A 25,197-nucleotide genomic window follows, 5' to 3' on the forward strand; every position below is an offset into this window, starting at 1 on the left:
GATCAGGTTGCCCCGAGCACCGCTCCCGCCAGCGCCGCCGTGCGCGCGCGGGCCCCGGGCTCGACCGCGAGGTGGTGGACGCGCCCCAGGCCGTTGACCAGCGCGAGCGCGGCGTGGACGAGCACCCGCGCCTCGTCCGCCGGCAGGTCCGGGCGCGCGGCGACCAGCAGCGCGACCCACTCGGCGAGGTAGGCGCGCTGCGAACGGCGCAGGTCGTCGCGGTGGGGCGCGGGCAGGTGGATCGTCTGCGAGACCAGCACGCTGATCAGCTCGGGGTTCTCGGCGACGAAGGACGTGTAGTCGGCGGCGAGGCGCGCGAGGGCGTCGCCGGCGTCGTCGGCGCCCGCGAGGGCGTGGTGCAGGCCGAGCCAGAGCACCTCGTTGCCGCGGTGCAGGGCGGCGAGGAGCAGGTCGGTCTTCGTGGCGAAGTACCGGTAGACGCTCGGGCCGGCGATGCCGGCCGCCGCGCCGATCTCGGCGAGCCCCACCGCCGGGTAGCCCTGCTCCCCGAACAGTCGCGTGGCCGCGGCGAGCAGCGCCTCGCGCCGCGACGCGGGCACGAGGCCGGCGGAGCGCTCCGGCGCCGCGGACGCGCCGGTCGCCGGCGGCAGGGACGCCGTCAGCACCGCCCGGGCCGCACCCGCCAGCAGCGCGCCGAAGCGGTCGCCGTCGAGGACCCAGCGGTGGTGCGACGGGCTGTCGAGCACCGACAGCGCCGCCCACGACCGGAGGTCCGCCGCGTCGGTGGGGGCGGGCGCGGCGACCGCCAGCGCTCCGGCCACCCCGCGCAGGCGGTGGCGGATCGCGCGGCTCGCCTCGGCGGGCAGGTGCCCGGCCTCGCGCTCCCAGAGCAGCCCGAACTCGCGGCGCTCCAGGGCCAGGGCCGCGAGGCCGTCGACGAGGTCGCCGTCGGGGGCCGCGACGGACCCGGCGACCAGGCCCTCGATCCGCGTGAGGTGCTCGTCGAGGATCGCGAGCAGCAGCTCCTGCTTCCCGCGGACGTGCCGGTAGAGCGCGCTCGGGGCGATGCCGACCGCCGTCGCGACGTCCGCCATGCCGACCCGGTGGTAGCCCTCCGACCAGAACCGGGCCGCGGCGGCGGCGAGGATCTGCGCGCGCCGGTCCCGCGGCCGCCGGCGCACCGGCGCGGTCACGGATCGCCCCCGACGGACCGCGGCGCGAAGCGGGGCGGGCGGCGCTCGAGGAAGGCGGCGATGCCCTCGGCGCAGTCCGGGCCCCGGACGAGCTCGACGAGCGTGCGGGACTCGGCCGCCGCCGCGGTGTCGTGGTCGGCCGGGGCGGCGCGCAGCAGCGCCCGGGTCGCGGCGACGGCCGCCGGTGAGGTGCGCCGCGCGACCTCGACGGCCCAGTCCCGCGCGACCCGCAGGACGTCGTCGGGCGGGTGGACGGCGCTGAGGAACCCCGCGGCGAGGGCCTCGGGCGCCTCGACCAGCCGGCCGGAGAGCAGCCAGTCGGCCGCGCGACCCGGGCCCACGACGCGCGGGAGATGGTGGGTCGAGGCGCCCTCCGGGGAGACGCCCAGGCGCGTGAACGGGAAGCCGACGCGCGTCCCGGTCGCGGCGAGGCGCACGTCGGCGCCGAGCGCGACGGTCGCTCCCCCGCCGACGGCGTCGCCGGTCAGCGCCGCGACCACGGGGACGTCGAGCCGCCCCATCGCCGCCGTGATCCGCCCCGCCGGCTCGCGGTAGCCGGGCCGCTCGCCGCCGTCGGCGTCGACGAGACGCCGCAGCGCGTCCGGCCCGTCGGAGAGGTCGGCGCCGGCGCTGAACACCCCGCCGGCACCGGTGAGCACGACCGCCCGCACCCGCTCGTCCTGCCCGCACGCGTCCAGCGCGGCGACGAGGGCGTCGGCGAACCCGGGGGTGAGCGCGTTGCGGGGCGGCCGGTCGAGCACGAGCACCGCGACGCCGTCGGACACCTCGCGATGGACCGTCCCGTCGTGAACGACCGTTCGCACGTGCCCATCCTCCTCGCCTGCGGTGCCGCGCGAGCACCGTGAACCGGACACTTCCGCCGCCCGGAGTGACGTGCTTCACTGTTGGTGGAGCTAATCACGGTTCACATCGTGCGACAACCGAGCCAGGAGCGACGGCCGTGGAGATCACCCAGGCGCTGCACCGCGCGGCGCAGCAGACGCCCGACCTGCCCGCGACGATCGTCGGCGGGCGCGTGCGGACCTGGGCCGAGTGCCGCGACCGCGTGGCCCGGCTGGCGGCCGCGCTGCAGGAGCTCGGCGTCGGGGCCGGCGATCGGGTGGCCATGCTCGCGCTGAACTCCGACCGCTTCCACGAGTACCTGTTCGCGGTGCCGTGGGCCGGTGGCGTCGTCACCCCGGTGAACATCCGCTGGAGCCCGGCGGAGATCGCGTTCTCGCTGGAGGACGCGGGCGCGGCGGTCCTGGTCGTCGACGACGCGTTCACGCCGGCGGTGCCCGCGATCCGCGAGGCGGCGCCGGTGGTCCGCACGGTGGTCTACGCCGGCGACGGGGCGGTGCCCGACGGGATGCTGGGCTTCGAGGACCTGGTCGCCGGCCACGAGCCGGTCGACGACGCCCGCCGCGGCGGCGCCGAGCCCTACGGCATCTACTACACCGGCGGGACGACGGGCACGCCGAAGGGCGTCGTCCTGAGCCACGCGAACCTCCTCGCGTCGGCGCTCGGGAGCACCGCCGCGGGGTCGTTCATGACGCCGGGCGGGCGCTACCTGCACGCCGCGCCGATGTTCCACCTCGCGGACGGCGCCGCGTGGGGCGCGCGCAACGTCGTCGGCGGCACCCACGTGATCGTCCCGATGTTCACCCCGGCGGGCGTCGCGTCGGCCATCGCGGAGCACGAGGTCACCGACGTCCTGCTCGTGCCGACCATGATCCAGATGCTGGTCGACGCCCCGGAGGCCGCCGACGCCGACCTCACGAGCCTGCGCCACCTGATCTACGGCGCCTCGCCGATCTCCGAGGCCGTGCTCGAGCGCGCCGCGAAGCGCCTCCCGGCCGCCGAGTTCACGCAGGCCTACGGGATGACCGAGCTGTCGCCGGTCGCGACCCTGCTCCAGCCCGCCGACCACGCCGTCGAGCACCTCCGGCGCTCGGCCGGGCGCGCGGCACCGCACGCCGAGGTGCGGATCGTCGACGAGGAGGACCGCGAGGTCCCGCGCGGCACGGTCGGCGAGATCGTCTCGCGCGGCCCGCACGTCATGCTCGGCTACTGGAACCGCCCCGAGGAGACCGCCACCGCGCTGCGCGGCGGCTGGATGCACACCGGCGACGGCGGGCGCATGGACGAGCACGGCTACGTCTACGTCGTCGACCGGATCAAGGACATGATCGTGTCGGGCGGGGAGAACGTGTACTCGGTCGAGGTCGAGAACGCCCTGGCCAAGCACCCCGACGTCGCGTCCTGCGCGGTGATCGGGGTGCCCGACGACGAGTGGGGCGAGCGCGTGCACGCGGTGGTCGTGCCGGCGGCCGGCGCCGCCCCGTCGGTCGACGCGCTGCGCGAGCACGTCAAGGGCCTCATCGCGGGCTACAAGGCCCCGCGCTCGGTGGAGTTCCGCGACGCCCTGCCCATCTCCGGCGCGGGGAAGATCCTCAAGCGCGACCTGCGCGCCGAGCACTGGTCCGCGAGCGACCGCGGCGTCTCCTGACGGCCCGCGTCCGGAAGCTCAGGAGGACGCCACGCACCTCGCGCGGCTGCGTGCGGGGCGTGGGGTTCTGCTGATCTTCGCCCTTGCGAGCCCCCGCACCCTCCGCCGACGAGCTCCGGACGCCCGGCCGCCGCGCCGCCGGGGTGGCGCGCTTGCGGCCGCCGGGCCGTCCCACCAGGCTCGACGGCGTGAGCGAGAACGCGACCCACCTGGAGCTCGACGACCTCGGCGTGGCTGCCGCCCTCCCGAGGCCGTCGGGCGGGGACCAGATCCAGGGCGTCCCCTACCGCCCCGTCCAGTTCCTCGACGACGACCTGCCGAGTGCCCTCGAGCGCTCGGCGGCGTGGCTGCGCGAGGTCGAGCAGTGGCTCGGCGAGCCCATCGACGTCATCGCCGTCCACCTCGACTACGACGACGCCAAGGGCTCGCCGTACTACGACCTGAAGGTCCTCTGCAACGAGGAGGACCTGGCCGGCGTGCCGATCGCCCTGCGCAAGCGCGACGAGCGGACGCCGTCCCGCCCGGCCTGATCACCCGACGCGGTGGTCGCACGGAACTTTCGCGGACACGACGTATCCCCTACCTCTGGTAACTGTTACCTTCCGTCGCAGGCTGACGGAGGGAGTCCGCGATGGGTGTCGTGCGGCCACTGCGCACGGGCGCGCAGCACGCCGACCACGGGTTCTTCGGGCCCGGATCGGTGACGTGGAAGGTCTGGTCGTACCCGACCTCGCTCGCGCTGGGCTTCCTGCGCGCCGTGGTCGTCGAGGAGCTCGACCCGTTCCTGCTGGCCTCGGTGGAGCAGTCCGGGCAGGTCGTCGCCCGTCCACGGCTGCGCTACGACCGGACGATGCAGTACTTCGCGACGATCAAGTTCGGCGACACCGCGTCCGTGCTGGCGGCCGCGGACACGCTGATGAAGATCCACGCGCGGGCCGTCGGCACCGACCCGGTCACCGGGCGGCAGTACGACGCCAACGACCCCGACTCCCAGCTGTGGATCCACCTCACGGCGTGGCACTCGATCCTCTACACCTACGAGGTGTTCGGGCCGGGCAAGCTGTCCGCCGCCGAGGAGGCCCAGTACTGGGAGGAGTGTGCGCGCGCCGCGGAGTTCCAGACGATCGACCCCGCCGACGTCCCGCGCAGCCGCGACGGCATCCGCGCGTACTTCGCGTCCTACCGCCCGCGCCTCATCGCGTCCGAGAACGCCCAGCGGATGATGGACTTCCTCCTCGACGCCGACGCGATCGTGCTGCCGCCCGAACTCCCGGCGCCGCTGCGGCGGCTGTTCACCGCCGTGACCCGCCGGGCGGTCGTGGCCACGCTGCCCCGGTGGATGCGCCGCCTCGGCGGCACGCCGCAGCCCCGGGTCGTCGACGCCCTCGCGATCGCCGTGACGCGGCCGGTGATCCGCCTGGTCGCGCGGAGCACGGCGGTGCAGCTCGCGGTGCTGCGCGCGGCCTCGCCCCGCACGGTGCCGGTGCTCGAGCCGGTGCTGCGCGGCACGCCCGCGCGCCGGCCCGTGGTGTCGACGCCGGCCGAGGCCTACGCCGCGCACGGCCCGACGCCCCGCGAGCAGTACACCGCGCTGCTCGAGGCCCGCGCCCGTCGGCAGGGCCCGGCGCCCTACCCGGCGGGCCACCGCGAGCCGCTGCTCGACTTCGCCTAGCGCCTACGCGAGATCGACGATCTTGCGCCGCAGCAGGTCCCGCTCGCGCTCGTTGCCGCAGCGCGCGACGGCCAGCTCCAGGGCCCGGCGCGCCTCGTCCGGACGACCCAGCCGGGTGAGCAGCTCGCCGCGCACGCTCGGCAGCAGGTGCGACGACGCGAGCGTCGGCGAGTCCTCGAGCTCGTCGACGATGGCCAGGGCCGCGGCGGGTCCGCGGGCCATCGACACCGCCACCGCCCGGTTGAGATCGACCACCGGCGACGGCGCGATCCGCCCGAGGGCCTCGTAGAGCAGGACGATGCGCTCCCAGTCGGTCTCGGGTACCGACGGGGCGACCGCGTGGCACTCGGCGATCGCGGCCTGCAGACCGTAGGCGCCGAGGCCCCGCCCGAGCCCTGCGGCGCGGGCGAGGGCGGCGCGCCCGCGGCCGATCGCGGTGACGTCCCACCGCCGGCGGTCCTGGTGCTCGAGCAGCACCGGCTCGCCGTCCGGCCCGGTGCGGGCCGGGAAGCGGGCCGCGGTGAGCTCGAGCAGGGCGACCAGGCCGTGCACGTCGGGCTGGTCGCCGGGCCGGTCACCGACGAGCCGCGCCAGCACCCGCGCCAGGCGCTGGGCCTCGGCGGCGAGGTCGGGGCGCAGGAGGTCGTCGCCGGAGCTCGCCGTCGACCCCTCGGTGAAGATCAGGTAGATGACGCCCAGCACCGACCCCAGGCGCTCGGCGCGCTCCTCGACCGGCGGCACCGCGAAGGGCACGCGGGCCGCGCCGAGGGTCTTCTTGGCGCGGGTGATCCGCGCCTGGACGGTCGCGGTGGGGACGAGGAACGCCCGCGCGATCTCGTCGCTGGTCAGGCCGCCGACCACCCGCAGCGTCAGCGCCACCCGCGCCTCGCGGGAGAGCACCGGGTGGCACGAGGTGAAGATCAGCGCGAGGACGTCGTCGTCGATGCGGTCCGGGTCCCACAGGACGTCGTCCGGCTCCGGGGAGGGGTCGGCCCCGGTGACCGCGCCGCCCTCGCCCAGCCGGTGGGCGAGGGCGGCGTAGCGCTCGTCGCGCGCCGAGCGCCGGCGGAACGCGTCGATGGCGCGCCGCCGGCCGACCGTCAGCAGCCATCCCGCGGGCTCGCCCGGCACCCCGTCGCGCGGCCAGCTCACGAGGGCCTCCGCGAGAGCCTCCTGGGCGAGGTCCTCGGCGAGCGCGAGGTCGCCGGTGTAGCGGGCGAGCGCACCGACGATCCGCGCCGACTCGATGCGCCAGACCGCGGCGACGGCGTCACGGCCGGTCGGGTCGGCCACCGCGCTCTCCATGGTCTCCGTGCTCTCCGCGGCCTCCGCGCTCCCCGCTCACAGCTGCCCCGTCGCCTCGCGCCAGGCCCGCTCTTTCTGGATCCACGGGTTGTCCTGCGGGAACTCGTCGATCGACGAGACGCGGCGGATCTCGGTCTTGAAGCCCGGCCCCGTCCCCGGCGCACGCTTGGCCCACTCGACGGCCTCCTCGCGCGAGGCCACGTCGAGCAGGTAGAAGCCGCCGAACAGCTCCTTGGTCTCGCCGTAGGGGCCGTCGGTGACCACCGGCGGCTCGGAGCCGTGGTCGACGACGACGGTCTCCGCCGGGTCCTCGAGGCCCTCCGCGGCGAGCAGGACGCCGGCCCGGAGCATCTCCTCCTGGAACCGGCCCATCAGCTCGATCATCTCGTCCATGCTCACGTCCGCCATCGCGGCGTAGGCCTCGTCCGTCGCCCGCATGATCAGCATGTACTTCACGGTCGTCTCCCTGGGTTCTCGGGTCCCGCAGCGGACCCTGGCAGCCACAGGTCGAGCGGCGGTCCCCCGGATCGACACGACGCCGGAAAAATCTCGAGGACCTCTGCTTCACCGTCCGTCACCGCTTCGCCTCTTGCGTCGGGGATCGGCTCGGCCGCTAGGGTCACCGGGGTGACAGGGACCACGCAGGACCCACGGCGAGTAGCCGCGGGCGGCGTGCTCCCCGTCGCGACCCGGCTCCCGCGCGGGGCCCGGGATGGGTGACGCGCCGGTCCGCCTGCCCCGGCCGCGACGCCGGGCCGCGAGGGCCGAGACCGCCGAGGCCCTCGCCCGCACCCGCGCGGCCGGCTTCCAGCAGCTGACCGAGCAGCTCTCCCGCGCCCTGACGCCCGCCGACATCGGCCGGCTCACCGCGACGACGGCGGCCGCGTTCATCGGCGCGGACGGGTGCGCCGCCTACGCCCGAAGCGACGGCGAGGACGTGCTGGACGCGCTGCACGTCAGCGGGTTCCCGGGCGACCTGCCGCGGCGCTTCGCCCGGGTGTCCCTGCAGCGCGGCCGTCCGATGTCGGACGCGGTGCTCGCCGGCGAACCGGTGTGGCTCGAGGACGCCGGGCAGTGGCACGCGCGGTACCCGGAGATGGCGCCGTACGGGGTGTCCGAGGGCCACGAGGCGACCGCCTGCCTGCCGCTGCGCGTCGAGGACCGCGACCTCGGCGCCGTCGTCTTCAGCTTCTACCGGCCCCGGCCGTTCGACCACGACGAGCGCGAGTTCCTCGTCGCCGTCGCCGCGCTGTGCGCCCAGGCCCTCGACCGCGCGCGCCTCTACGCCGCCGAGCACGAGGCCCGCGCGGCCGCCGAGCGCGAGCGCGACCGCATGGCGTTCCTGGCGCGGGCGAGCCGGCTGATGGAGGCCCCGCTGTCGGTGGAGGAGCGCCTGCGCCGGCTCGCGGACCTCGCCGTGCCCGCGATCGCCGACTGGTCGGCCGTGCACCTCGTGCGCGGCTCGCGCGTCGAGAAGGTCGCCGTGGCGCACCCCGACCCCGCGAAGCTCGAGCTCGTCGAGGAGCTCGAGCGCCGCTACCCGCGCACCGCCGACGAGCACGACTCCGCCGTCGACGTCGCCCGCTCCGGCGTGCCGGTCGTGCTGCCGGAGGTCCCCGACGAGCTGCTCGCCGCCGCCTCGGTGGACGCGACCCACCTCGCGCTGATCCGCGGCCTCGGGATGCGCTCGGTGATCGTCGTGCCGCTGCTGGTGCGCGGGCGCAGCCTGGGCGCGCTGACGTTGGTGCACGCCGAGTCCGGCGAGACCTTCGGCGTCGAGGACCTGACGTTCGTCGGCCAGCTCGCCGCCACCGCCGCGATCGCGCTCGACAACGCCGCGCTCTACGAGCAGCAGCGCCTCGTCGCAAGCACCCTGCAGAGCGCGCTGCTGCCCGGTGAGCTGCCGACCGTGCCCGGGGTGTCGTGCGCCGGGCGCTACCGCCCGCCGAGCCCGGACCTCACCGAGGTCTTCGTGGGCGGCGACCTCTACGACGTCCACGAGGACCCCGAGCGCGGCCGCTGGGCGCTGACCGTCGCCGACGTCTGCGGCAAGGGTCCGGAGGCGGCCGCGCTGACCGCGTTCGTCCGGCACACGATCGCCGCGGAGGTGCGCCACGGTCTGGGGCCGGCGGCGGTGCTGCGGCGGCTCAACGCCGCGATGCGCCGCCAGCAGGGCGACACGCGCGCCCGCTTCGCGACCGTCGCCCACGGCGCGCTGACCGTCGACCCGGACGGCGTGACGGTCACGTTGGTCAACGGCGGGCACCCGCCGGGGCTCGTGCTGCGGGGCGACCGGGTGGCGTGGGTCGACGTGCCCGGCACGCTGGTCGGCGTCTACCCCGACATCGACCTCACCGAGACCGAGGTGCGGCTCGCGCCCGGCGACCTCCTGCTGCTCTACACCGACGGCGTCACCGAGGCCCGCGGCCGCGACGGCTTCTTCGGCCCCGAGCGGCTGGCCGACCTCGTCGCGTCGCTCGCCGGCGCGTCGGCCGACGAGGTCGTCGACGGCATCCTCGCGGCCGTCTCCGACTTCCAGGACGGCCGCCTGCGCGACGACGTGGCCCTGCTCGCGGTGACGGCGCCGTGATGACCGAGCCCGGGGCGCTGCTGCGCGTCGACCGCACGTCCCACCCGGACCACCTCGAGCTCGCGTTGCACGGCGAGCTCGACAACGAGACGCTGCCGATCGCGCAGGACCAGGTCGCCGCGGCCGAGGCGGACGGCCCGCCGTGCCTGGTCCTGGACCTGACACGGCTCGAGTACGTCGACTCCTGCGGGGTGCGTCTCGTGCTGCTCGCCCAGCAGGGCGCCGGGGAGGCGGGCCGACGGCTCGCGGTGCGGCTCGGGCACGGGCGCACGCGCCGGGTGTTCGACGTCCTCGGGATCACGGACCGCCTCGAGGTCCTCGACGCCGGCGAGGCGCCGTGACCATGACGCCCAAGCGCTCCGCCCCGCCGACGGAGGCGCCCGACCCGTTCCGCCACGTCGGCGTCGTGTACCGCGACGACGAGGAGCTGGTCGCCGCGCTCGCGCCGCTGCTCGACGCCGCGCGGGTCCGGGGCGACGCGGTGTGGGTCGCCGACGACCGCGTCCGCACGCTCGCCGAGGACTACCTGGGGACGGACGACGGCCTCGTCGTCAACGACCCCGCCCGGCCCTACAGCTGGAGCGGGCAGACGACGGCCTCGCGCCGGGCCGAGGGGCTGCGTGCCCTGGCCGACGACGGCCGCGGGGCGCTCATCGTCGGCGACCGGAGCACGGCCGGGTCCGCGGACGCGTGGAGCATCGTCGACGCGAGCACCACCCTCGCCCTGGCCGGGCTGCCCGCCACGCTCGTCTGTCTCAGCGACACCGCCACGACCTCCGACGACGCCGACCGCTACCTCGCGTGGAACCACGCCGAGGTGTTCAGCGGGCCCACCGCCACCCCGAACACGCGCTACCGCGCCCCGCAGGACGTGCTCGCCTCGGTGCCCGCGCCCCCTGCACCCGCGCTCGGGCCCGCCGACCTGGAGACGACGTTCGCGGGGGTGGCCGCCCTGCGCGAGGTCCGCCGTACGGCGAAGGCCCAGGCCCGCGGCGCAGGCCTGGACGAGGAGCGGGTCGAGGGCTGTGTCATGACGGTCGGCGAGCTCGCCAGCAACAGCATCGAGCACGGCCCCGGGTCCGGGACGGTCTCGTGGTGGACGCGGCCGGGCCAGGTCGTCGCGCAGATCGACGACACCGGGCACATGACGACGACGACGCCGGGACTGCGCCGCCCGGCGGTGCGTTCGGTGCGCGGCCGGGGGGTGTGGCTCGCCCGGCAGCTGTCGGACGTGCTGCACCTCTGGACCGGGGTGGACGGGACCCACGTCCGGGTGGAACTCGGGAACTAGTTCCCGGAACCTCCCACCCATTCCGCCCGCCGTGCGGTCTCCTCGGCGCGGCGGTCGTCGAGTAGCCGGCGACCGCGCCCCCGCCCCGGCCGGCGCCGGGCTACGCGCCCCGCGCCAGCAAGGAGACCGAAGTGATCATCCTCGGCGTCATCCTCATCATCCTGGGCTACGTGCTCGGGATCTCCATCCTCTACACGATCGGCGCGATCCTGCTCGTCGTCGGCCTCGTGCTCACCCTCCTGGGGGCCGCCGGTCGCGGCGTGGGTGGTCGCAAGACGTACTTCTGACGCTCGACCCACCGACGCCGGCGTCCCCTCCCGGGGGCGCCGGCGTCGTCATGTCCGGACCGGGAGCGCCCCGAGCGGGGGCGTCCACCCCGGCCGCGCCGCCACGGCGCGGTGCACCGGCTCCGGGCGGCGCGGCGCCGGCACCACCGGGTGCTGCGGTACGGGCGCCGGGTACGCCGCGGGCGCCGGCGGCGGGTAGCCCCACGGCGTCCAGGTCGGGGCCTCGCCCCGCCAGCCCGCCGCGATCGCGACGGCGTGGTGCCAGGCGGCGGAGGCCCACGGCTCGCCGAGCTCGGCGATGTCGGCCAGGCCGGCCGGGGCCGGCGGGGTGCGGTGCTGCATGTCCCTGGGACGGTCCGCGGGCACCGGGATGTTCCCGCCGACCAGATCGTGGGTCGTCGCCGGCACCGGACGTCTGCTCACTGCGTGATCGTGGCGAGGGTCTGCTCGATCTCGTGCCGGTGGTAGGCCCGGGGCGGGACGCGCGCACCGGTGCGGTGGTCGCGGTGCCCGCGCGGCATCCCGCACCACCCGCACCCACCGGCGGCGTCGAGGACCGCGCGCGACTCGACGTCCCGGCGGCGCGCCGCGAGCGCCTCGGCGTCCCGCCGGTCCCGGTCCTGCCGGGCGCGGTCCCACGCCCACCACAGGCCGAAGGGCACGGCGAGGATCGCCGCGGTGATCAGCAACCACTTCACGATCAGCAGGGCCACGCCGATCACGAGGATCGCCGCGACGACCACCGCCGCCGGGCCGGCGTCCGGACGCCGGGCCACGTCAGCACCACCACTTGCGCGCGCAGTACCCGCCGGTGAGCGCGCCGTCGGGCAGGCCGCGGTCGTCGTCGTCCTCGATCTCCACCTCGACGTCGCTGCCGCTGCTGCTCGTCGTGGTCGGCGTGCCGGCGCAGCGCCGTTCGCCCTGGTCGGCGGCGCGGAGCCCGGCGAGGTACTCCGGGGTGGCGTCGTTGCGGCCCTCGTAGACCCCGACCGTCGGGTCGATGACCATCAGCTCGCCCAGGTCCGAGCCGCCAGGGGAGGTCTCGACGCGCCGCAGGAGGCGGCCGTGGGTGTCCCGGTCGCGCGCGCCGTCGGCGACGAGCCGCACCCGCCCGCTGCTGACGAAGCCCTCGAGGAGGTCCTTGGCCTCGCGCCCGCCACGGGTGCCCATCTCGCAGGCGTCGATCCCGAGGAGCCGGACCCGCTCGCCGCCGGAGACCTCGATGGTGTCGCCGTCGATCACGTCGGTGACCGTCGTGCTGTCGCCCGCCGGCGCGCTCGACGTGGTGGGCGGGGCGGCGGCGGTCGGTGGTGCGCTCGGCCGGGTGGTCGGCCGGGTGGTCGCCGTGGTGGTCGTCGGGGCCGTGACCGAGCTCGACGACGCCCGGGTGGGCGTCGACGACGTCCCGGAGGAGAGGTCGACGGCCGCGACCAGGACGAACACCGCCGCGGCGATCCCCAGCCAGACCTTGTGCGCCTGCCGCACCGTGCTCCCCCCGAGATCCGCGTCGATCGTGTGCTGACGGATCGCCGCCCACGACCGGGGCGTTACGGCGGCGGGCCCACCCTCACCGTCAGTCCTCCTCCTCGTCGCATCCCTGCTCGAGGCGGCGCGCGCCCTCGTCCACCAGGTCGCGGTGGAGCGCGCGGAGCAGGCGGGCCTGCTCGGCCGCGGCGTCGTTCCCCTCGGCGATCTCGCTCGTCCAGTGGTGGGCGAGCTCCGGGTCGGCGTCCGCCACCGCGATCTGCGCGAGCCGCAGCCCGACGTGCCGGTCCCACCCGCCCGGCGCGCACCCGGCCACCTCGAAGTGCCCGCGCGCCCGGTCGAGGTCGCCGCGGCCGAACGCGATCTCCCCGCGGATCGCGTGCTCCCAGGCGCGCTGGTCGGCGACGTCGGACGGTGCGGCCCCGCGCGGAAGCCGGCGAGCTCGCGTTCGGCGCCGTCGAGGTCGTCGGCGCGCAGGCGTTCCTCGGCGAGGCGCAGCAGGCCCTCCCCGGTCCGCGAGCGCCGGGAGGCCGCGGCCGCGCCCTCGTGGTCGCCCTCCTGTTCGAGGAGCCGTCCGAGCAGCACCGGCGCCTCGGCGATGCCGGCGAGGCTCGCCTGCTCGAGCAGCGGAAGCGCCTCGCCCCGGCGCCCGCCGCGCACGTCGGCGCGGGCGGCGCGCCAGGCCCCGAGGGCGGCGAGGTCGGGGTCCGGGCCGGCGGCCGCCTGCGCCCACCAGCGCCGCGCGGGGCGGCCGTCGCGGTCCCAGGTGTCGATGTCGCCGAGGGCGAGCAGGGCGCGCTGGTCGGGCACCGCGGCCTCGAACACGAGGCGCAGCGCGTCCCGGATCTCGGGGTCGGTGGCCCAGGCGGCGAGCAGCAGGGCCGCGATCCGCACCCGCGTCGCCGTGAAGCCCACCGGGTCGCCGGCGTGCGGGGCCTCGCGCCCGAGCAGCCGGGCCACGCTCAGCGCGTCGCAGCGCGCGAGCTGCTGGTCGAGGTCGTCGGTCGGCACCTGCCCATCGTCGGCCGGGACACCGCGCCCCGCGACGCCTTTACCGCCCCGGCCCTTGTCCGCCTCGTCCGGATTGCCCGAGCATCTCCCCCGACGACACCGACGTCGCTGCGCCCGGGAGGCCCGATGGACACCGCGCTGGTCACCGTGGGCCTGCCCCTCGCCCTCGCGGTCGTCATGTTCGGGCTCGGCCTCTCGCTGACCGTCGGCGACTTCGCCCGCATCGGCCGCGAGCCCCGCGCCGTCGCGGTCGCGCTCGTCACCCAGATCGTGCTGCTGCCCGCGGTGTGCGTCGCGCTGGTGCTCGCCCTCGGTCTGGCGCCCGTGCTGGCCGTCGGCATGCTGCTGCTCGCCGCGTCGCCGGGCGGCACGACGGCGAACCTCTTCAGCCACCTCTTCCGCGGCGACGTCGCCCTCAACATCACCCTGACCGCGGTCAACTCGGTGCTCGCCGTCGTCACGCTGCCCGTGATCGTCGACCTCGCCGTCGCCTGGTTCCGGCCCCCGCTCGAGAGCGGCTCGGTCGGGCTGCAGTTCGGCAAGCTCCTGCAGGTCTTCGCGATCGTGCTGGTGCCGGTGGTCCTCGGGATGATCGTGCGGCGGCTCGCGCCCGCGGTGGCGGACCGCGCCGACCGGCCGGTGCGCATCCTCTCCGCGGTCGTCCTCGTCCTCGTCATCGCCGGTGCGCTGCTCGCCGAGCGGGAGAACCTGGGCACCTACCTCGCCGACGTCGGCGTCGTCACCACCCTGTTCTGCCTGTGCAGCCTCGCCGCGGGGTTCGCGGTGCCGCGGCTGTTCGGCGTCGGGTACCGGCAGGCGGTGGCCTCGGCGTTCGAGGTCGGGATCCACAACAGCACGCTCGCGATCACGGTGGCGCTCACGGTGCTCGGCGACGAGCGGCTCGCAGTGCCGGCGGCGGTGTACGGCGTGGTCATGTTCCCGCTCGCCGCCGCGGCGGGCTGGGTGCTCGCGCGGCGGGCCCCGACGCGGGAGCCGTCGGTCACGGCCTGACGATCGCCAGCCCCAGCCCGACGGCCCGCGCGGCGGCCTCGGCACGGTTGCGGGTGCCGGTCTTGCGCAGGATGTGCTCGACGTGGGAGCCGACGGTCCGCGCGCTGATCCCGCACCGGCGGCCGATCTCGGCGTTGCTCAGGCCGTCCGCGACCGCGGCGAGGACGTGCAGCTCGCGGATCGTCAGACCCGCCGGCGGCGGGACGTACCGGTGGAGGACGACCGTCCCGGCGCCGCTGCGCGTCGTGTCGACGGCGAGGACGTCGGCGCCCTCCACGAGGTGCCGCGTCACCCCCGGGGCGACGGTCGAGCGCGGGAGGACCGCGTGCCCCAGGTCCGGACGCGCCCCGGGCGAGAGCGGGCGCACCGTGCCGTCGTCGGCGACGAGGAAGCCCTCGGTCTCGCCGTCGGCGAGACGCGCCGTTGGCGCCACGGGCGCGACGACCGGGTCGACGGAGGCGGCGAGGTCGGCCGAGAGCAGGTCGACGAGGTGCACGACGTCGTCGTCGAGCCGATCGTCGACCGCGTTCGCGTTGATCATCCCGACGTAGCGGCCGTCGGCGGCGTACAGGCACTGCGTCATCCCCGCCCGGAACCCCGACGGCGTGATGAGCCGGTCGAACACCGCGCCGTGGCGCTCGCGAACGGCGAGGTCGCGGATGCGCACCGGTTGCCGCCGGCGGCGCGGCAGCAGGAACAGCGGGTCGCGGTGCCACTCGTGGTCGAAGAACGACGTCATGGCGGCCGGATACGTCGACGCGAGCGTGCGGTGGCGACGCGCCGCCGGGTCCCAGGACGAGAGGGCGAGGCAGTCGGACGGCACGATCGTCTGCAGGGCCGCCACGACCGTGGTTGCGGAGCCGGGCGTGCGGCTGCCGTATCGGCGCAGGAAGGCGCGCAGGTCGCGCGCCGCCCGCAGCCCACTCATGCACCGCGACGCTAGCCCGCCGGTGACCGGGACGGGAGTGGGTCGATCGGCCGCATCTGTCGAACGACCGATGTCCGCGCGCCGCGGCGTTCCTACCGTCCCGGTGACGAGCGCAGGGATGCCGTCCCTGCGGCCACGAGGTGCGGGAGGCGTCGTGTCCGAGGAAATCAGCTGGCTGCCGGCGACGGAACTGGCCGCGAAGGTCCGCGCCGGTGAGCTGTCGCCGACCGAGATCGCGACGGCGGTGCTCGACCGCGTCGACCAGACCAACCCGCAGCTCAACGCGATCATCAACATCGACCGCGAGCAGGTCGAGCGCGACGCCGCGGCACTGACGGCCGCCGTCTCGCGGGGCGAGGACCTCGGCCCGCTGCACGGCGTGCCGTACACGATCAAGGACCTGACGAACGTCGCCGGCCTGCCGACGACCTTCGGGATGGTGCCGCTGAAGGACAACGTCGCCACCGACGACGCCGTGTTCGTCCGGCGGATGCGCGCGGCCGGGGGCCTGTTCCTCGGCAAGACCAACACCCCGGAGAGTGGCTACTACGGCGGCACCGACAACCACCTCTTCGGCCCGACCCACAACCCCTGGAAGCACGGCCACTCCGCCGGCGGCTCCAGCGGCGGCGCCGCAGCCGCCGTCGCGGCCGGGCTCGGACCGCTCGCCGAGGGCAGCGACGGCGCGGGGTCCGTGCGCATCCCCGCCTCGCTGTGCGGCGTGGTCGGGCTCAAGCCGACCACCGGGATCATCCCGCAGACCATCCTCGCCGGCCGTTACTACACCTGGGCCTACCACGGCCCGATCACGCGGACCGTCGCCGACAACGCGCTGATGCTCGACGTCGTCGCGGGCGCCGACCACGCCGACCCGCTCTCGATCCCCCGCGTCGAGTCGTCCTACGTCACCGCGGGCCAGGGCGACGTCCGCGGTCTGCGCGTCGCGTTCTCCCCCGACCTCGGCCTGGGCTGCCACGTCGACCCCGAGGTCCTGGCCGTCTGCCGCGACGCGCTGCCCGCCCTCGAGGGACTCGGCGCCACCGTCACCGAGGCCTCACCCGGCTGGGGAACGGCCGCCGAGGCCTCGACGGCGATGTGGCACGGCATCTGGGTGCCGGGCTTCGCCTCCGAGCACGACCTGCTCGACTGGGAGTCGCTGCGCGGCCAGGTCGACGACAACCTCATCACGCTGATGCGGGAGGGCGAGGAGCTGCGCGGCGTCGACGTGGGGCGCGCGGACGTCTTCCGCGGCGCCATGTGGGACACCTGGACGACGTTCATGGACGACTACGACGTCCTCGTCTCGCCCACGCTGTGCAGCGCCACGTTCCCCCTGGAGCAGTTCGCCCCGGAGTGGCTCGACGGCGCGTCGCTGCGCGAGCAGCTGCTGGACTGGCTCCTGACCTATCCCTACAACATGCTCAACAACCCGGCGATCACCGTGCCCGCCGGTACGACGGCCGACGGGCGACCGGTCGGCCTGCAGATCGCGGCCCGGCACCACCAGGACGCCCTGCTCCTGCGGGTCGCCGGGAACCTCGAGCAGGCTCGCCCCTGGGCCGACCGCCGCCCGGCGCTCTAGGAGCCCGCTGAAGAAGTGGGTTGGTGGGCGGGGCGCCTCGGCAGTCGTGCTGCGGTCAGCACCCGTGGGTGCGACAAGAGGTCGCTCCGCCCGGCGCTGATAGTGGCGGGTTGTTGATGGGCTGTCGAGGCCGTAGCCGGGCCGGTAGTCGGCTGGGTCCTCGGATCAGCTTGCGGCCAGGGCCCATCGGCCGTGGTCGAGGTGCAGTCCGAAGGTGATCATTCGGCGGAGGTTGAGCGCGGCGACGCGGGTGTGCAGCCAGGCGTTGTTCTTGACCACGCCGCGGTGGGGGACGCGCCGGTTGCCGCGGGTCAGCCAGGCGATGGAGCGCTCGACCATGGGCCGGTGCCGACGGTAGGACTCGAGGTGCTCGGGGGTGCTCGCCCGGGCGCGGTGTGCTCGTTGCAGCGCGTGGTGCGGCCCGAGGTGCAGGGTGCGCCCGTAGGTGGCGGTGGTGCATTGCGCGCGCAGTGGGCAGTCGCGGCAGTGCGCCCCGAAGATCGCTGCTCCGCTCGCAGTGATCGGGCGGGTGATCCCGTTCGGGCAGGTCATGGTGCTCGCGGCCGGATCGTGGGTGAAGTCGTCGATGGTGAACCCGCCGGGGACGGTCGGGCGCAGCGGCCACGGCTTGATCACCGCGGTGTGCCCGGCCGCGGCGAGCGCGGCCAGGGCGTCGCCGGTGCCGTAGGCCGAGTCGGCCAGCACCTCCAGCGCCTCGCCCGGCTCGCTGGCGGCGGCCTCGAGGTTGGGGTCGCCGGTGAGCAGGGCGATACCGACAGTGGCGTCGCTGTTGTCCGGGCCCGAGGCTTGGGTGAGCCTGGTGTTGGTGATCAGCCCGGTGTCGGGCTCGACCACCACGTGCGCGCGGTAGCCGTCCTGGCGGCGCTCCCGGGACTTGTGCGCGTGGCGGGTGTCGGGATCGACGGTGGAGATCACCCGGTCCGGGGCCACCTTGGTCGCGATGCGCCAGCGCCCGTCGGTGCCATCGGAGCCCTCGGCAGGCTCGACGTCCTGCCCGGCGACCAGCGCCAACAACGCCACCGCCTGACTGGCGCGCTCGTCGAGCCCGGCCCCGCCGGGGTGGCGCGTCTCCAGCTCGGCGAGTACCGCCAACGCGTCGTTGACCAACGCGGAGACCAGCTCGTCACGGGCCGCGGGGTCGTCCCAGGCGATCTGCGGCTTGCCCGGGTGGGAGTAGTCATGCCCGCTCGTGGTGACCGCCGTGACGACCTCGGCGCCGGCACCGACGTCGCGGGCGACCCGGCGGATCGCGGCGATCAGCTGGGTCACGGTGTCCTGGCGGGCCACCGCGTCATCCAGAATCGTCGAGTCCAGCGCCCGGCGGGTCTTCCCCGCCACCGCACCAGTCTCGGCGACCACCGCGGCGACGGTCTCGAAGATGCGGTTCGGGCTGTTCGAGGCGGCCAGCCGGCGTCGCCAGTAGGTCAGCGTCGAGGCGTCGAACGCGGTGTCGGTGATCGCCAGCCCGCAGGCGGCTTTCCACCGCAGATCGAACGTGAGTGCCTCGACAGCTTCCCGGTCCGACAGGCCGTGCAGGGCCTGCAGAACCAGCACCGTGGCCACCACCTCCGGCGGCACACTCGGCCGGCCGCGGCGGGTGGGAAACAGGTCGGCGAACAGCTCCGGGGCGAACAGCCGGGCCCGATGCGCGGCCAGGAACGCGAACACGCTGCCCGGCTTCAGCAAATGCCCGGCGACCGACTCCACATCCAGCAACTCACGCTGATCATCAGAGCGACCCTGCACCCGACAAGGATCCCAGCCCACCCGCCGACCACCAGCCTCGACGCGCTGACTTCTTCAGCAGTCTCCTAGGTCTCGAGACGCGCCCGCCGGCCCTCGAGGAAGGCGCGCTCGGTGTCGTTGGTGGCCAGCGCGATGGCCTCGTCGTAGGCGGTCGCGGCCTCGGCGGCGCGGTCGAGGCGGGCGAGGAGGTCGGCGCGGGTGGCGGGGAGCAGGTGGTAGTCCGGGAGGTCCAGCTCGTCGACGAGGGCCAGGGCCGGCCCCGGCCCGTGCACCTCGGCGACGGCGACCGCCCGGTTGAGCGCGACGACCGGGGTCGGCTGGAGCTCGAGCAGCTGGTCGTACAGGGCGAGCACCTGCGTCCAGTCGGTCGCCGGGCCGTCGGTGTGCACGGCGTTGATGGCGGCCTGCAACTGGTAGGGCCCCGGCTGGGCGCGGCGCAGGCAGCGGCGCACGAGCTCGTGGCCCTCGGCGATGAGCTCCCGGTCCCAGAGCGAGCGGTCCTGCTCGGCGAGCACCACCAGCTCGCCCGACGGCCCCACCCGCGCCGGTCGCCGGGCCTCGACGAGCAGGAGCAGGGCGAACAGGCCGATGACCTCGGGCTCGTCGGGCATCAGCTCGGCCAGCGCGCGGGCCAGGCGGATCGCCTCGCGGCTGAGGTCGGTCCGCACCAGCTCGCCCGAGGTCGCGGTGTAGCCCTCGTTGAAGACGAGGTAGAGCACCGCGAGCACCGGCGCCAGGCGGGCGGGGAGCTCCGCGGCCTCGGGCACACGGTAGGGGATGCCGGCGTCGCGGATCTTCTTCTTGGCGCGCACAATCCGCTGAGAGATCGTCGCTTCGCCCACCAGGTACGCCCGCGCGATCTCGGGCACCTCCAGCCCGCCGAGCAACCGCAGGGTGAGCGCGGTCTGCGCGAGCGGCGACAGGGCCGGGTGGCAGCACGTGAAGATCAGGCGGAGCTGGTCGTCGCGCACCGGTCCCACCTCCTCGTCGTCGGCCTCGCGCAGCAGCAGCGACTGGGCGTGCCGGGCCTCCCGCGTCGACTCGCGGCGCAGGCGGTCGATCGCCCGGTTCCGGGCGGTCGTGACGATCCAGGCGCCCGGGTTCCTCGGGGGCGCGTCGCCCCAGGTGTCGACCGCCGTCGCGAACGCGTCCTGGACGGCCTCCTCGGCGAGCCCGAGGTCCCCGAGCAGGCGCGTCAGCGTCGCCACGCACCGGCCGTACTCGGCGCGGTAGACGCTCGTGAGGTCGGTGGCGTCCACGGGTCCGCACTCAGGCGATGCCGCCGAAGGGGCGCACCTCGATGGGGACCCCGCACGCCTCGGCGGCCTTCTCGGCCCAGCGGAGCGCCTGGTCGAGGTCGTCGACCTCGATGACGTAGAACCCGCCGAGCTGCTCCTTCGTCTCGGCGAACGGCCCGTCGGTGACGGTGGTGCCGCCGTTCTCCACGCGCACGACCGTGGTGCTGTCCGACGACAGCAGCCCGCCGCCGAACACCCAGACCCCGGCCGCCTTCATCTCGTCGTTGACCACGTCGATCCGGGCCATCTGCTCGTCGAGCTCGGCGCCGGTCGGCTGGGGCACGCTCTCGTCGAGCCGGACACCCATCAGGTAGTGCACGTCTCGCTCCTCGGTCTCGTCGGCTCCTGGTCAGGACAGGCGGCGGGCGATCGCCGGGATCACGATGGCGGCCGCGACGACGTGGGTCAGCATCAGCAGCACCTTCGTCGTCGTGGTCGCGTCCGCGGTGACGTCCGGGACCAGCGACAGCACGGTGAGCACGATCGTCGTCCGCACGAACACCGTGCGGGGGCGACGCGCCGCGACCGCGAGGACGAGAGCGAGGATCAGGCCCACCACCGAGAAGATCACGGTCAGGACGGCGAAGCCGAACGCGGGGATCGGCGCGCCGCCGACGACCGGGCTCATCCCGAGGGCGTCGGCCGCGGCGGCGACGGTCGTGGTCGCCGCGCCGGCGACGGCGGCGGCCTTCAGGCCGTCGACGACCAGGGGCGTCTTCTCGACGGCCCGGGTGTCGGTCGTGGCGGCGTGGGCGGCGGTGGTGACGGACATGGCGGCCTCCGGTGGTGCGGTGACCGGCCCGGTGCCGGTCCCTCACCTCCGCGACGAACGGGGCCGACCGCTTTTCGACACGTCCCGGAGAAAATCTTGGGCGGTCGCGGGAGCAGTGGCGCGCCCCGCCGGCTGCTCGTCGAGCACGTCGCGTCTACGCGTCCTCCGACCGGCTCGACCCGGCGCCCACCTCGTGCTCGGTCGTCGGCACCCGTCGTCGACGACCCGCGACGACCGCGGCCACCAGCGTCGCGATGACCAGCAGGAGCACCAGGGTGCCGACGTTGAACCCGACGCCGTAGAGCACGACGTACGCCAACCCGCCGGCGAGCAGGCAGTAGTACGTCATCGGGATGATCGTCATCCGGATGACGTCGCCCTCGCGCCCGAGCAGACCGACCGTCGCGGAGGCCGCGACGACGTTGTGCACGGTGATCATGTTCCCGGCGGCGCCGCCGACGGCCTGGGCGGCGACGACGGTCTCCGGGACCACGCCGATGTTCTGCGCCGTCGCGAACTGGAACAGCGAGAACGTCAGGTTGGAGACGGTGTTGCTGCCGGCGACGAACGCCCCCAGCGCGCCGATCCAGGGCGCGAACAGCGGCCACGCCCCGCCCGCGACGGTGGCGGCGCCGAGCGCCAGGGTCTGCGGCATGCTCTCCAGGCCCGAGGTGTTGTACTCGGGTCCGGAGTTGATCAGGATGCGGACGAGCGGCAGCGCGAACAGCAGCGCGACCGCGGCGCCCAGGAGCTGGCGGCCCGAGACCGACCACGAGGTCGCGATCTGGCGCCCGCTCATGCGGTGCAGGGCGTAGGTGATGAGGCAGACGACCAGGAACACCGCGCCCGGCGAGTAGAGGACCTCCAGCTCCTCGCTGATGCCGGTGCCGAGGATGTCCGACGGACCCACCGCGATCGACTGCAGCCCGTCCTTGATCGGCTCGATGGTCCGCGAGAGCACGAGCAGCAGCGCCACGAGCACGTACGGCGTCCAGGCCCGCACGATCGACATCCGCGAGTCCGCGACCGAGGTGTCGGGCTCGATCGTGCCGATCCACCGGTCCAGCCAGCGCTCGCGCGGCGGGAAGTCCCAGACCTCCTTCGGCATGAGGAACCCGCGGCTCGACGTGAACATCACCAGCGCGAGCCCGATCAGTCCCCCGAGCAGCGCGGGGAACTCCGGCCCGAGGAGGGCCGCGACCACGACGTAGGGCACGGTCATCGCGAACGCCGCGTAGATCGCGAACGGCGCCACGCCCAGGCCGTCGGCGAAGCTGCGCCGCTCACCGAAGAAGCGGGTGAGCAGGCAGACCATGAACAGCGGGATCAGCGTGCCGGCCACGGCGTGCAGCGCCGCGACCTGGAACCCGATCTGCGCGAGGTACCCCTCGGCGTCCACCCCGAGCTCCGCGGTGCGGGCCGCGACCTGGGGATCCCCGGCGAGCCCCTCACCGACGCCGGTGAGCACGGGCGTGCCGGCCGCGCCGAAGCTGACCGGCGTGGACTGGATGACCATCCCGACCAGCACGGCGCCCAGGGCCGGGAAGCCCAGGGCGAGCAGCAGCGGCGCGACCACCGCGGCCGGCGTCCCGAACCCGGAAGCGCCCTCGATGAACGACCCGAAGAGCCAGCCGATGATGATCGCCTGGACGCGCCGGTCGGGGCTGATGCTGGTGAAGCCGGCGCGGATGGTGGCGAGCGCCCCGCTCTGCGTCAGCGTCTGGAGGAGCAGCAGGGCGCCGAAGATGATGAAGAGCAGGCCGAGCGCGATGATCAGGCCCTCGATGGCCGACGCGAGGATCGCGACCCCCGGCATCTGCCAGGCGAACGCGCCGACCAGGGCGGCGACCACGAACCCGAAGGGCATCGCGTACTTCGCCGGCAACCGGAAACCCACCAGGAGGACCGCGACCACCAGGATGGGCGCCAGAGCGAGCACGCTGAGTACGCCGAGATTGTCCACGTGCCCCACCCTTCACGTCGTCGTGACCGGAGATCGTGGCAGAAAAGGGACGTATCGTCAGATCGGGAGCGATCGAGCTGCTCGCGCGTGGCGTCACACGATCGAGTGCTCCCCGACCTACCGTGAGATCCGACGAGGCGCGCCTGCGCCCGAGTGGGAGGGCGTCGGTTGCCGGCAGGGGGACACGCGGTGGCAGAGCTGCTCCGCGCCACGGCCGGTCGCGTCCTCGGCTCGGTGGCCCCGGGCGCCCGCCCCGGCTCCGGGGATTGGGGCGGGCCCGCGAGCGTGACGGTCGGTCCCTCCCCCGGGGCCGCGTCGGCGTCCGCGGAGGTCGCGGAGGCGAGCAGCCCGTCCCCCGAGGTCGAGGACCTCGATGCCGACGAGCCCGACCCCGACGAGCCCGAGCCCGACGAGCCCGATGCCGACGAGCAGCACGACGATGAGCTGACGACGGCCGGAGCCGCGCGTCCGGGCGAGGCAGGCGAGGCAGCGTCGCCGGAGCCCGCGGCGGCGCCGCCGGAGCACCGGCCGGTCCTGGTCGGCCGGCGAGTCGTGGTCGTCCTGGCCGCCCTGCTGGTCGCGGTCCTGGTGGCCGTCGTCATCACCGTGACGGGCGGGGACGACGGACCCGCATCGGCGGCGGCGGGCTCGGGGCCGGCGGACCGCGGGCCCCTCCCGGCGGCGGGCCGGGCGCAGCTCGAGCTCCCCGGTGGCGGCACGACGATCTTCCCGCGACACCGGGTCGTCGCCTTCTACGGCACCCCCGACACCGACCTGCTCGGCGTCCTCGGGGAGGGCACCCCCGAGCAGGCCGCCGACCGGCTCGACCGGGCCGCCGCGGCGTTCGCGACGCCGGATCGGGAGGTCCAGCCCGCGATGGAGATCATCGCGACGGTCGCCGACGGCGCGCCGGGGCCGGACGGCAACTACTCCCACGACGTCGACCCGGCCGCCGTGCGCCGCTACATCGACGTCGCACGGGCCCACGGGCAGCTGGTCGTGCTGGACCTCCAGCCCGGCAGCAGCGACTTCCTGACCGTCGCGAAGCGCTGGGAGCCGTTCCTCGCCGAACCCGACGTGAGCCTCGCGCTCGACCCGGAGTGGCGGATGGCGCCCGGCGAGGTGCCGGGTCAGGTCATCGGCAGCGTCACCGCCGCGGAGATCAACCAGGTGTCCACCTGGCTCGCCGAGCTGGTGCGCGCCAACCACCTGCCGCAGAAGATGTTCGTGCTCCACCAGTTCACCCCGGACATGATCGGGGACCCGGACACGATCGCGACCCCGCCCGAGCTCGCCGTCGTCCAGCACATCGACGGGTTCGGGGCGCCGCCGGACAAGCTCGCCAAGTACGGCGAGCTGCAACGTCCCCAGCACCTCCACCCCGGCTTCAAGCTGTTCTACGACGAGGACACCCCGATGCTCAGCCCGGAACAGACCCTCGGCCTGTCCCCGCCGCCGGTGTTCGTCACCTACCAGTAGCTCGACGTCCACGGACCGAAGGACAGGGCGGTCACGGCGGCGCAGAGCACCAGCATGCCGCTCGCGTTGAGGAACAGGTTGCGCCCCAGGTCGGCGGCCCGGACGTGCATGACGATGGCGACGACGAAGTAGCTGACCAGACAGAGGCACGTCACCAGGGCCAACCACGGCACGACGAGGCCCGCGAGCAGCCCGAGCGCCGCGGCGGTCTTCAGCGGCGTGAGGACGAACCACCACCGACGTGGGAAGCCGACGTCGATCAGGCATCGAGCGACGAAGGCGACGGGCCGCCGGCACAGGGCCGCGTCGCCGAGCTGGACGGCGGCGAGGATCAGCACCGGCCAGACGGGATCAGGGGTCATGGGTCGTCCAGGTGGAACGGTTCGGACCGGGGCGGCCGCTGTGGACCTCGGCGACGGTCATCCGTCGCTCGCGACCAGGGGACCGGTGAGCTGGCGTTGCACGGTGGGGGCGACGAGCTCCACGAGGCGTTCCGGCGGGGTGCCGACGAGCTCGGTGAGGCCGAGCACCGACCGGCAGAGCAGGAGGCCCAGCAACTGGCTGGTCACCAGCGCCGCACGGATGCGGCGTTCGGCGGGGTCCTCGACGACCGCGCCGAGGGCCTCGGCGACCTGCGTGTCGAACACCTCGCGGGCCCGCGCGGCCACGCGCTCGTCGTGGACCGCGGCCCGGAGCAGGTGCAGGAGGGCGCGTCCCTCCTCGTCGGGGCCCCAGCGCACGAGGAACGCCCGCACGAGCACCGACCCCACCTCGGTCCGGTCGACCGCACCCAGGTCCGGGATCCGGAGGTCGACCTCGGTCACCGCGGCGAAGAGCCCGTCCTTCGAGCCGAAGTAGCGCACCACCAGAGCGGGGTCGATGCCGGCGTCGGCCGCGACCGCACGCACCGTCGTGCCCCGGTAGCCGTCGGACGCGAAACGACGGACGGCCGCGGCACGGATGCGGTCACGCGTGTCGGCGGCCGACCGGCTGCGTCTCCCCGGTTCGCCCACGTCGCCCTCCTTGTGCGCGTCCACGTTCGCGACGACAGTGGTGGATGTCAACAGCGTTGACCGCGCTCCGTGATGACGGG

The 25,197-nt window shown here is 75.0% G+C and carries 26 protein-coding genes; 10 read left to right on the plus strand and 16 right to left on the minus strand.

Features of this window, described 5'->3' with window-relative positions; translation table 11 throughout:
* Window positions 1–2: 2 nt before the first annotated feature.
* Both ACYX4T_RS17235 and ACYX4T_RS17240 read right to left on the minus strand, forming a co-directional pair.
* Entirely contained in the window at window positions 3–1,154 is a 1,152-nt protein-coding gene (locus tag ACYX4T_RS17235; RefSeq protein ID WP_476010524.1) for a TetR/AcrR family transcriptional regulator, read from the minus strand.
* Complete coding sequence (locus ACYX4T_RS17240) at window positions 1,151–1,978, minus strand: enoyl-CoA hydratase-related protein (RefSeq protein WP_476010525.1); 828 nt, start codon at window positions 1,976–1,978, stop codon at window positions 1,151–1,153. The genes ACYX4T_RS17235 and ACYX4T_RS17240 overlap by 4 nt, the downstream gene beginning before the upstream one ends.
* A 137-nt stretch (window positions 1,979–2,115) precedes the next feature.
* On the opposite strand from ACYX4T_RS17240, the gene ACYX4T_RS17245 reads away from it, so the two are divergent.
* The 3 genes from ACYX4T_RS17245 to ACYX4T_RS17255 all read left to right on the plus strand — a co-directional run bounded on the left by ACYX4T_RS17245 (window position 2,116) and on the right by ACYX4T_RS17255 (window position 5,335).
* Window positions 2,116–3,663, plus strand: a complete 1,548-nt coding sequence (locus ACYX4T_RS17245) for a long-chain-fatty-acid--CoA ligase (protein WP_476010526.1) — start codon at window positions 2,116–2,118, stop codon at window positions 3,661–3,663.
* Window positions 3,664–3,851: 188 nt separating this feature from the next.
* Window positions 3,852–4,193, plus strand: coding sequence for a hypothetical protein (locus ACYX4T_RS17250; protein ID WP_476010527.1), 342 nt, complete (start codon window positions 3,852–3,854; stop codon window positions 4,191–4,193).
* Window positions 4,194–4,294: 101 nt separating this feature from the next.
* The gene (locus ACYX4T_RS17255; protein WP_476010528.1) at window positions 4,295–5,335 is read left to right on the plus strand and encodes an oxygenase MpaB family protein; all 1,041 of its coding nucleotides are present in this window, start codon (window positions 4,295–4,297) and stop codon (window positions 5,333–5,335) included.
* A 3-nt stretch (window positions 5,336–5,338) separates the two neighbouring features.
* Here ACYX4T_RS17255 and ACYX4T_RS17260 read toward each other — a convergent pair whose 3' ends face one another.
* Both ACYX4T_RS17260 and ACYX4T_RS17265 read right to left on the minus strand, forming a co-directional pair.
* On the minus strand, window positions 5,339–6,628 hold the full coding sequence (locus ACYX4T_RS17260) for an RNA polymerase sigma factor (RefSeq protein ID WP_476015297.1): 1,290 nt from the start codon (window positions 6,626–6,628) through the stop codon (window positions 5,339–5,341).
* Window positions 6,629–6,676: 48 nt separating this feature from the next.
* The gene (locus ACYX4T_RS17265; RefSeq protein WP_274232927.1) at window positions 6,677–7,096 is read right to left on the minus strand and encodes a YciI family protein; all 420 of its coding nucleotides are present in this window, start codon (window positions 7,094–7,096) and stop codon (window positions 6,677–6,679) included.
* A gap of 256 nt (window positions 7,097–7,352) precedes the next feature.
* On the opposite strand from ACYX4T_RS17265, the gene ACYX4T_RS17270 reads away from it, so the two are divergent.
* From ACYX4T_RS17270 to ACYX4T_RS17285, 4 genes are all read left to right on the plus strand, one after another.
* Window positions 7,353–9,230, plus strand: coding sequence for a SpoIIE family protein phosphatase (locus tag ACYX4T_RS17270; protein ID WP_476010529.1), 1,878 nt, complete (start codon window positions 7,353–7,355; stop codon window positions 9,228–9,230).
* Window positions 9,230–9,571, plus strand: a complete 342-nt coding sequence (locus ACYX4T_RS17275) for an STAS domain-containing protein (protein WP_476010530.1) — start codon at window positions 9,230–9,232, stop codon at window positions 9,569–9,571. Before ACYX4T_RS17270 ends, ACYX4T_RS17275 begins: the two co-directional genes overlap by 1 nt.
* 2 nt (window positions 9,572–9,573) lie before the next feature.
* Window positions 9,574–10,521 carry an ATP-binding protein gene (locus ACYX4T_RS17280; RefSeq protein ID WP_476015298.1) on the plus strand — a complete coding sequence of 316 codons (948 nt, stop codon included), beginning with the start codon at window positions 9,574–9,576 and terminating at the stop codon, window positions 10,519–10,521.
* Between the two features lie 131 nt (window positions 10,522–10,652).
* The gene (locus ACYX4T_RS17285; protein WP_274203808.1) at window positions 10,653–10,808 is read left to right on the plus strand and encodes a DUF6131 family protein; all 156 of its coding nucleotides are present in this window, start codon (window positions 10,653–10,655) and stop codon (window positions 10,806–10,808) included.
* A 48-nt stretch (window positions 10,809–10,856) separates the two neighbouring features.
* Here the strand turns inward: ACYX4T_RS17285 and ACYX4T_RS17290 are convergent, their stop codons facing one another.
* The 4 genes from ACYX4T_RS17290 to ACYX4T_RS17305 all read right to left on the minus strand — a co-directional run bounded on the left by ACYX4T_RS17290 (window position 10,857) and on the right by ACYX4T_RS17305 (window position 12,609).
* Window positions 10,857–11,231: a hypothetical protein gene (locus tag ACYX4T_RS17290; RefSeq protein ID WP_476010531.1), complete on the minus strand. Its 375-nt coding sequence runs from the start codon at window positions 11,229–11,231 to the stop codon at window positions 10,857–10,859.
* Window positions 11,228–11,584, minus strand: coding sequence for a hypothetical protein (locus ACYX4T_RS17295; protein WP_476010532.1), 357 nt, complete (start codon window positions 11,582–11,584; stop codon window positions 11,228–11,230). The genes ACYX4T_RS17290 and ACYX4T_RS17295 overlap by 4 nt, the downstream gene beginning before the upstream one ends.
* Before the next feature lies 1 nt (window position 11,585).
* A complete protein-coding gene (locus ACYX4T_RS17300; RefSeq protein WP_476010533.1) occupies window positions 11,586–12,293 on the minus strand; it encodes a thermonuclease family protein in 708 nt (235 codons plus the stop codon).
* An 88-nt stretch (window positions 12,294–12,381) separates the two neighbouring features.
* On the minus strand, window positions 12,382–12,609 hold the full coding sequence (locus tag ACYX4T_RS17305) for a hypothetical protein (protein ID WP_476010534.1): 228 nt from the start codon (window positions 12,607–12,609) through the stop codon (window positions 12,382–12,384).
* Between the two features lie 98 nt (window positions 12,610–12,707).
* Here ACYX4T_RS17305 and ACYX4T_RS17310 point away from each other — a divergent pair, with 98 nt between their 5' ends.
* Window positions 12,708–14,315, plus strand: a complete 1,608-nt coding sequence (locus ACYX4T_RS17310; protein WP_476010535.1) for a bile acid:sodium symporter family protein — start codon at window positions 12,708–12,710, stop codon at window positions 14,313–14,315.
* On the opposite strand, the gene ACYX4T_RS17315 is transcribed toward ACYX4T_RS17310, so the two are convergent.
* The gene (locus ACYX4T_RS17315) at window positions 14,305–15,243 is read right to left on the minus strand and encodes a helix-turn-helix transcriptional regulator (RefSeq protein WP_476010536.1); all 939 of its coding nucleotides are present in this window, start codon (window positions 15,241–15,243) and stop codon (window positions 14,305–14,307) included. The two genes, ACYX4T_RS17310 and ACYX4T_RS17315, sit on opposite strands and share 11 nt — an antisense overlap.
* Before the next feature lie 154 nt (window positions 15,244–15,397).
* On the opposite strand from ACYX4T_RS17315, the gene ACYX4T_RS17320 reads away from it, so the two are divergent.
* Window positions 15,398–16,825 (plus strand): amidase, encoded by a 1,428-nt coding sequence (locus ACYX4T_RS17320; protein WP_476010537.1) that lies wholly within the window; start codon window positions 15,398–15,400, stop codon window positions 16,823–16,825.
* Between the two features lie 165 nt (window positions 16,826–16,990).
* Here the strand turns inward: ACYX4T_RS17320 and ACYX4T_RS17325 are convergent, their stop codons facing one another.
* The 5 genes from ACYX4T_RS17325 to ACYX4T_RS17345 all read right to left on the minus strand — a co-directional run bounded on the left by ACYX4T_RS17325 (window position 16,991) and on the right by ACYX4T_RS17345 (window position 22,625).
* Window positions 16,991–18,592: an IS1182 family transposase gene (locus tag ACYX4T_RS17325; protein ID WP_476010294.1), complete on the minus strand. Its 1,602-nt coding sequence runs from the start codon at window positions 18,590–18,592 to the stop codon at window positions 16,991–16,993.
* A 65-nt stretch (window positions 18,593–18,657) separates the two neighbouring features.
* Window positions 18,658–19,851, minus strand: a complete 1,194-nt coding sequence (locus tag ACYX4T_RS17330; protein ID WP_476010538.1) for an RNA polymerase sigma factor — start codon at window positions 19,849–19,851, stop codon at window positions 18,658–18,660.
* Window positions 19,852–19,861: 10 nt separating this feature from the next.
* Window positions 19,862–20,209 carry a YciI family protein gene (locus ACYX4T_RS17335; protein ID WP_476010539.1) on the minus strand — a complete coding sequence of 116 codons (348 nt, stop codon included), beginning with the start codon at window positions 20,207–20,209 and terminating at the stop codon, window positions 19,862–19,864.
* A 30-nt stretch (window positions 20,210–20,239) separates the two neighbouring features.
* Complete coding sequence (locus ACYX4T_RS17340) at window positions 20,240–20,662, minus strand: DUF6069 family protein (protein WP_476010540.1); 423 nt, start codon at window positions 20,660–20,662, stop codon at window positions 20,240–20,242.
* A gap of 154 nt (window positions 20,663–20,816) precedes the next feature.
* Window positions 20,817–22,625 carry an L-lactate permease gene (locus ACYX4T_RS17345; RefSeq protein ID WP_476010541.1) on the minus strand — a complete coding sequence of 603 codons (1,809 nt, stop codon included), beginning with the start codon at window positions 22,623–22,625 and terminating at the stop codon, window positions 20,817–20,819.
* Between the two features lie 189 nt (window positions 22,626–22,814).
* Between ACYX4T_RS17345 and ACYX4T_RS17350 the strand changes: the two genes are divergently transcribed.
* Window positions 22,815–24,104 carry a hypothetical protein gene (locus ACYX4T_RS17350; protein ID WP_476010542.1) on the plus strand — a complete coding sequence of 430 codons (1,290 nt, stop codon included), beginning with the start codon at window positions 22,815–22,817 and terminating at the stop codon, window positions 24,102–24,104.
* Here the strand turns inward: ACYX4T_RS17350 and ACYX4T_RS17355 are convergent.
* Together ACYX4T_RS17355 and ACYX4T_RS17360 are read right to left on the minus strand one after the other, a co-directional pair.
* Window positions 24,095–24,466: a DoxX family protein gene (locus tag ACYX4T_RS17355; protein ID WP_476010543.1), complete on the minus strand. Its 372-nt coding sequence runs from the start codon at window positions 24,464–24,466 to the stop codon at window positions 24,095–24,097. The two genes, ACYX4T_RS17350 and ACYX4T_RS17355, sit on opposite strands and share 10 nt — an antisense overlap.
* Before the next feature lie 57 nt (window positions 24,467–24,523).
* Window positions 24,524–25,117: a TetR/AcrR family transcriptional regulator gene (locus tag ACYX4T_RS17360; RefSeq protein WP_476010544.1), complete on the minus strand. Its 594-nt coding sequence runs from the start codon at window positions 25,115–25,117 to the stop codon at window positions 24,524–24,526.
* Window positions 25,118–25,197 lie beyond the last annotated feature (80 nt).

The sequence above is a fragment of the Actinomycetospora sp. ABD4_176 genome, from assembly GCF_056311855.1.

What these genes read in the sequence shown, in the direction of transcription:
- ACYX4T_RS17255 (WP_476010528.1), top strand. Translation starts at nt 4,295, where the DNA reads ATGGGTGTCGTGCGGCCACTGCGCACGGGCGCGCAGCACGCCGACCAC.
- ACYX4T_RS17270 (WP_476010529.1), top strand. Translation starts at nt 7,353, where the DNA reads ATGGGTGACGCGCCGGTCCGCCTGCCCCGGCCGCGACGCCGGGCCGCG.
- ACYX4T_RS17275 (WP_476010530.1), top strand. Translation starts at nt 9,230, where the DNA reads ATGACCGAGCCCGGGGCGCTGCTGCGCGTCGACCGCACGTCCCACCCG.
- ACYX4T_RS17280 (WP_476015298.1), top strand. Translation starts at nt 9,574, where the DNA reads ATGACGCCCAAGCGCTCCGCCCCGCCGACGGAGGCGCCCGACCCGTTC.
- ACYX4T_RS17315 (WP_476010536.1), bottom strand. Translation starts at nt 15,243, where the DNA reads ATGAGTGGGCTGCGGGCGGCGCGCGACCTGCGCGCCTTCCTGCGCCGA.
- ACYX4T_RS17340 (WP_476010540.1), bottom strand. Translation starts at nt 20,662, where the DNA reads ATGTCCGTCACCACCGCCGCCCACGCCGCCACGACCGACACCCGGGCC.
- ACYX4T_RS17355 (WP_476010543.1), bottom strand. Translation starts at nt 24,466, where the DNA reads ATGACCCCTGATCCCGTCTGGCCGGTGCTGATCCTCGCCGCCGTCCAG.